The 3,825-nt window shown below is 69.7% G+C and carries 7 protein-coding genes and 1 pseudogene; all 8 read right to left on the bottom strand.

The window, feature by feature from the left end; translation table 11 throughout:
- Positions 1-212 precede the first annotated feature (212 nt).
- Entirely contained in the window at positions 213-554 is a 342-nt protein-coding gene (locus ACZ6R6_RS49160; protein WP_470104430.1) for a DUF3703 domain-containing protein, read from the bottom strand.
- Entirely contained in the window at positions 551-1,321 is a 771-nt protein-coding gene (locus ACZ6R6_RS49155; protein WP_470104429.1) for a cation efflux transmembrane domain-containing protein, read from the bottom strand. The genes ACZ6R6_RS49160 and ACZ6R6_RS49155 overlap by 4 nt, the downstream gene beginning before the upstream one ends.
- Positions 1,318-1,728, bottom strand: coding sequence for an ArsR/SmtB family transcription factor (locus ACZ6R6_RS49150; protein WP_470104432.1), 411 nt, complete (start codon positions 1,726-1,728; stop codon positions 1,318-1,320). The genes ACZ6R6_RS49155 and ACZ6R6_RS49150 overlap by 4 nt, the downstream gene beginning before the upstream one ends.
- Before the next feature lie 71 nt (positions 1,729-1,799).
- Positions 1,800-2,141 carry a TSUP family transporter gene (locus tag ACZ6R6_RS49145; protein WP_470104427.1) on the bottom strand — a complete coding sequence of 114 codons (342 nt, stop codon included), beginning with the start codon at positions 2,139-2,141 and terminating at the stop codon, positions 1,800-1,802.
- 55 nt (positions 2,142-2,196) lie between these two features.
- Positions 2,197-2,583, bottom strand: a pseudogene (locus ACZ6R6_RS49140) (TSUP family transporter); the annotation flags it as partial.
- Positions 2,580-2,777 (bottom strand): hypothetical protein, encoded by a 198-nt coding sequence (locus tag ACZ6R6_RS49135; protein WP_470104425.1) that lies wholly within the window; start codon positions 2,775-2,777, stop codon positions 2,580-2,582. The pseudogene ACZ6R6_RS49140 and the gene ACZ6R6_RS49135, both read right to left, overlap by 4 nt.
- The gene (locus ACZ6R6_RS49130) at positions 2,759-3,163 is read right to left on the bottom strand and encodes a recombinase family protein (protein WP_470104423.1); all 405 of its coding nucleotides are present in this window, start codon (positions 3,161-3,163) and stop codon (positions 2,759-2,761) included. The genes ACZ6R6_RS49135 and ACZ6R6_RS49130 overlap by 19 nt, the downstream gene beginning before the upstream one ends.
- Before the next feature lie 2 nt (positions 3,164-3,165).
- The gene (locus tag ACZ6R6_RS49125) at positions 3,166-3,486 is read right to left on the bottom strand and encodes a zinc finger domain-containing protein (protein ID WP_470104421.1); all 321 of its coding nucleotides are present in this window, start codon (positions 3,484-3,486) and stop codon (positions 3,166-3,168) included.
- Positions 3,487-3,825: the final 339 nt, after the last annotated feature.

The raw sequence follows: 3,825 nt of genomic DNA, 5'->3' as shown, positions 1-3,825 counted from the left end.
CAAACGAGCCCTCTCCCGACAACTGTTCAAACTCCTCGAACGCGACCCAGAACCCCTCCAAACAGCCGCTTGACAGATATAGCAGCCTCGAAAACGTACGCTAAGCCAGTTCGCGAAGGTCAGCCGTGACGACTGAGCGCGGCGGCGGCCCGGAGAAGCTTGGCGTACGTACTCCCCTCTCCAGGCCGTCGGGATCTTCCCGGTCAGGCGCTCTACAGGAGTTGGGCCAGGTCGGCGGGCAGCGGCATGGGCTGGGTGAGGCTGACGCGGGCGCGGCCGGTGTTGCCTTCGGGGTAGCGGCCCAGCGCGGAGCCGGGCGCGGCCACGATGATGCGGATGATCTGGCCGATCGCCTCGCGGCGGTCGCGCTGGGCGAGGGCCAGGGCGAACATGGCGATGTGGTTGGCCGTGTGTGGCCAGGGCCACGGCTGGGAGATGATGTGCGCCCGCTCCAGATGCCGCCAACGTGCTGCGGCGTCGGGGGCGGCGCGGGCGGCGTTCATCTCGTTGCGGTAGGCGGCCCGCACACGGGCGGGCATCGGGCGGCCGATCATCGGTCGTTCTCCTTGTCCTTGTCGTTGGTGCAGCAGCCGTCGTCGTTGGTGCAGCAGCCGTCCGTGCACGCGGTTGAGGCGCCCGGCTCGTCGGCGTCGGCGGCGAGGTGGCTGCCGGTGTCGACGTGGCCGGGGACGGCGCAGCAGGCATCGCCGCGCCAGGTCTCGCGGCCCTCCTTCACCGCGACGGCCGCGATGACCAGGGCTGCGATTGGGTCGGCCCAGGACCAGCCGAACAAGCTGTTGAGCGCCAGGCCCACCAGCAGCACCGCGGACAGGTAGGTGCACAGCAGCGTCTGCTTGGAGTCGGCCACGGCGGAGGCGGAACCGAGCTCGCGACCGGCGCGGCGCTGCGCGGCCGACAGGAACGGCATGATGGCCATCGAGAGGGCGGCCAGGATCAGGCCGGGCGTGGAGTGCTCGGCCTCACCGACGCCGGCCAGGGCGCGTACGGCGTCGACCGTGACATAGGCGGCCAGCGCGAAGAACGAGACCGCGATCACCCGCAGCGCCGTTCGTTCCCGCTTCTCGTGGTCGGCGGCGGAGAACTGCCAGGCCACCGCCGCCGCGGAGGCGACCTCCACGATCGAGTCGAGGCCGAAACCGATCAGCGCGGCCGAGGAGGCCATCGTCCCAGCGGTGATGGCGACCACGGCCTCGATCACGTTGTAGGTGATCGTCGCGGCCACCAGCAGCCGGATACGGCGCCGCAGTACGGCACGCCTGGTCGGCGCGGGCCCGAGACCGGGCAGGTTCAGCGCCGTCATGCGATCGTCCCCCCTCCCGCGAGCAGGTCGGCCGCGCGCTCGAAGCTGCCGGGCTCGGGGGCGGGGCAGAGCGTGACGGCGTGACCCGTGGCGGCCAGCAGTTGCTCGGCGGAGGCGAGCAGGTCCATCAGCTCGGGCCGGGTCAGCGCGTAAAACGACTGGCGGCCTTCGGCGCGGTAGTCGACCAGATCGCAGTCGCGCAGGCACGCCAGGTGCTTGGAGACCGTCGACTGGGCCAGGCCGAGTTCGGCCGTCAGGTCCACCACCCGCGCCTCGCCGCGGGCCAGGCGCTGCACGATCTTCAGCCGGGTCTCATCGGCCAGCGAGTGGAACAACGCCGCCGCCGGGGGGATGCCCGCGGCGATGTCGGCGTTCACACATCGACCAGCATCACTATCAATCGCCATGAAGCGATGATAGCCCGAATTGGCTATGTCTTGACAAGAGGGCGCCGTGGCGGCCACTCGCGGCAGGAGGCTCAGGTGAGGCTCTGCCAGAGGTAGAGCAGGGCCAGGGCCGTGGCCAAAACGCCGAGCAGGAAGCGCAGGGCCGGTTCGGGCAGGTGCGATTGAGCACGTGCGCCGAGGTAGCCGCCGATCAACCCGCCGAGCCCGCACATCAGGCCAAGGCTCCAATCGGGGGCGATGTCGCCGGGGGCGGCCAGCGACAGCAGGCCGTAGGCCGCCACGCCGACGATGGAGGTGAGAAAGGTGGAGGCCAGCGCGGCGGGCGCGAGCCTGGCCAGCGGAAGACCGAGCCCGGCCAGGACCGGGCCGAGGGTCGATCCGCCGCCGATGCCGTAGATGCCCCCCGACGACACCGACGGCCAGGGCCAGCACCAACACCAGGCGCGAGGAGGGCTCGCGCGAACGTGGCCGCCGGGGCGGGCGCAGCGTCCGGGCGCACAGCCACGCGCCCAGCGGGAGCAGCAGCACCGCCACCAGCAGACGAAAGACCTGGGCGTCCGGTACGGCGTAGACGCGGATGACGGCCCCGACGACGACCCCGGGCAGGGTGCCGTACAGGAGCAGCCGGGTCAGCGGGCTGTACAGCTTGCCACCAACGCGATAGCGGGCCAGAGCGCCGGGAGTGGCCACGACGTTGTACAGCAGGTTCGTCGGCGTGATCGCCGGGCTGGGCACGCCCAGGACGCTGAGCTGGATCGGCAGCAGGAAGACCGCGCCGGACACGCCCACCGGCGCGGTGACCAAGGCGATCACAAGTCCGGCGGCGAAACCCAGCAGGTCACCCGGCCAGCTCATGCGAAGCCATCAAGGCCGACAGAACCCGCGGTGGTGGCGGGCTGTTCGGCCAGCACGCGGTAGACGCTGGCCACCGACGGGTGCTCGCCCTTGTTCTTGCCGGTGGGGATGACCAGCTTGGCCGCGATGTCGGGCACCGCCACGCCCCGGGCGCGCAACGCGCGCGCGTAGGCGATCATGTCGTCGTCGAACACCTTCGGCCGGCCGCCGTGGCGGCCGCGCTCACGGGCCGACGCCTGGCCTTCAGGGACTTCTCGCGCACATACTCCCGCTCGGACTCGGCCATCCCAGCGAAGAAGGCGAACAACGCCGCCCCGTGCCCGGACGGGTTGTACATCCCCTGCAGCGGCCCAGTCAGCAGCTCCAGCTCGATGTCGGCCTGGCGCAGCTGCTCGGCGATGGTCAGCAGCTCGGCGGCGCCACGGCCCAGCCGCTTCATCTCGTGCACGGTGAAGATCACCCGCTGATGCGGGACCGCGCTCTTGATGGTGTGGGCATAATCCATCGCCCGGGTGAACTCCGGCCGGACCTTGACGCGCGTGCTGATCTTCTCGGCGAAGATCGGTTCGCAGCCCGCCACCTTCAGGGCATCCAGCTGGCTGTCCAGCTCCTGCTGGGCGGTGCTGCAGCGGCCAAGCCGACCCGGGTCGACTTGGCCGCGGCCACCGCCACCACCTCGGCATCGACCGCCGGGCCCGCCTGCCAGATACGGCCGGGCCCGCGCCCGGCCGGAGTGCGCACCTCCAGTTCAGTGCGCAGCTGCGGCACCAGCACGAAGCGCGGTGTGTGGTACTTCGGCGCCACCTTGCCACCCCTGGTCCGGCAGGTGCTGCCCGCCGGCGCCTCGCACATCGGGCAGTCGAACCGTTCGACAGCGGCAGCCGGATCCACGAGCTCAGTCACGTCGCAAAACCTATCGCGGGCGATGTTCTGAGAAGACAGTTCTGCGAGAGGTTCTGAGAACGACGGCCGAAGACAGACCGGACACGCGTCAGGTGATGATCCACTCTCGAAGAACTGGTCATTTCTGAGAACAAGATCAGCCCAACTCGTGGCTACGGCGTCGTTCTTGCCGGCACCCTCCAAGAACGCGTCGTCCAGATGAGTCCGGAACGGAATGTCACAGCAAGCCGCTCAACGCTGCTCTGCTAACGGGACTTTTCGAGGCTGCTATATCTGTCAAGCGGCTGTTTGGAGGGGTTCTGGGTCGCGTTCGAGGAGTTTGAACAGTTGTCGGGAGAG

It is taken from the genome of Streptosporangium sp. NPDC048886, from assembly GCF_055586905.1.
The sequence above is the reverse complement of the archived record's forward strand: the minus strand, read 5'-3'. Positions and strand labels throughout refer to the sequence as shown.

Coding starts and splice junctions, on each gene's coding strand:
- ACZ6R6_RS49160 (WP_470104430.1), bottom strand. CDS start 554: ATGATCGGCCGCCCGATGCCCGCCCGTGTGCGGGCCGCCTACCGCAAC.
- ACZ6R6_RS49155 (WP_470104429.1), bottom strand. CDS start 1,321: ATGACGGCGCTGAACCTGCCCGGTCTCGGGCCCGCGCCGACCAGGCGT.
- ACZ6R6_RS49150 (WP_470104432.1), bottom strand. CDS start 1,728: ATGGCGATTGATAGTGATGCTGGTCGATGTGTGAACGCCGACATCGCC.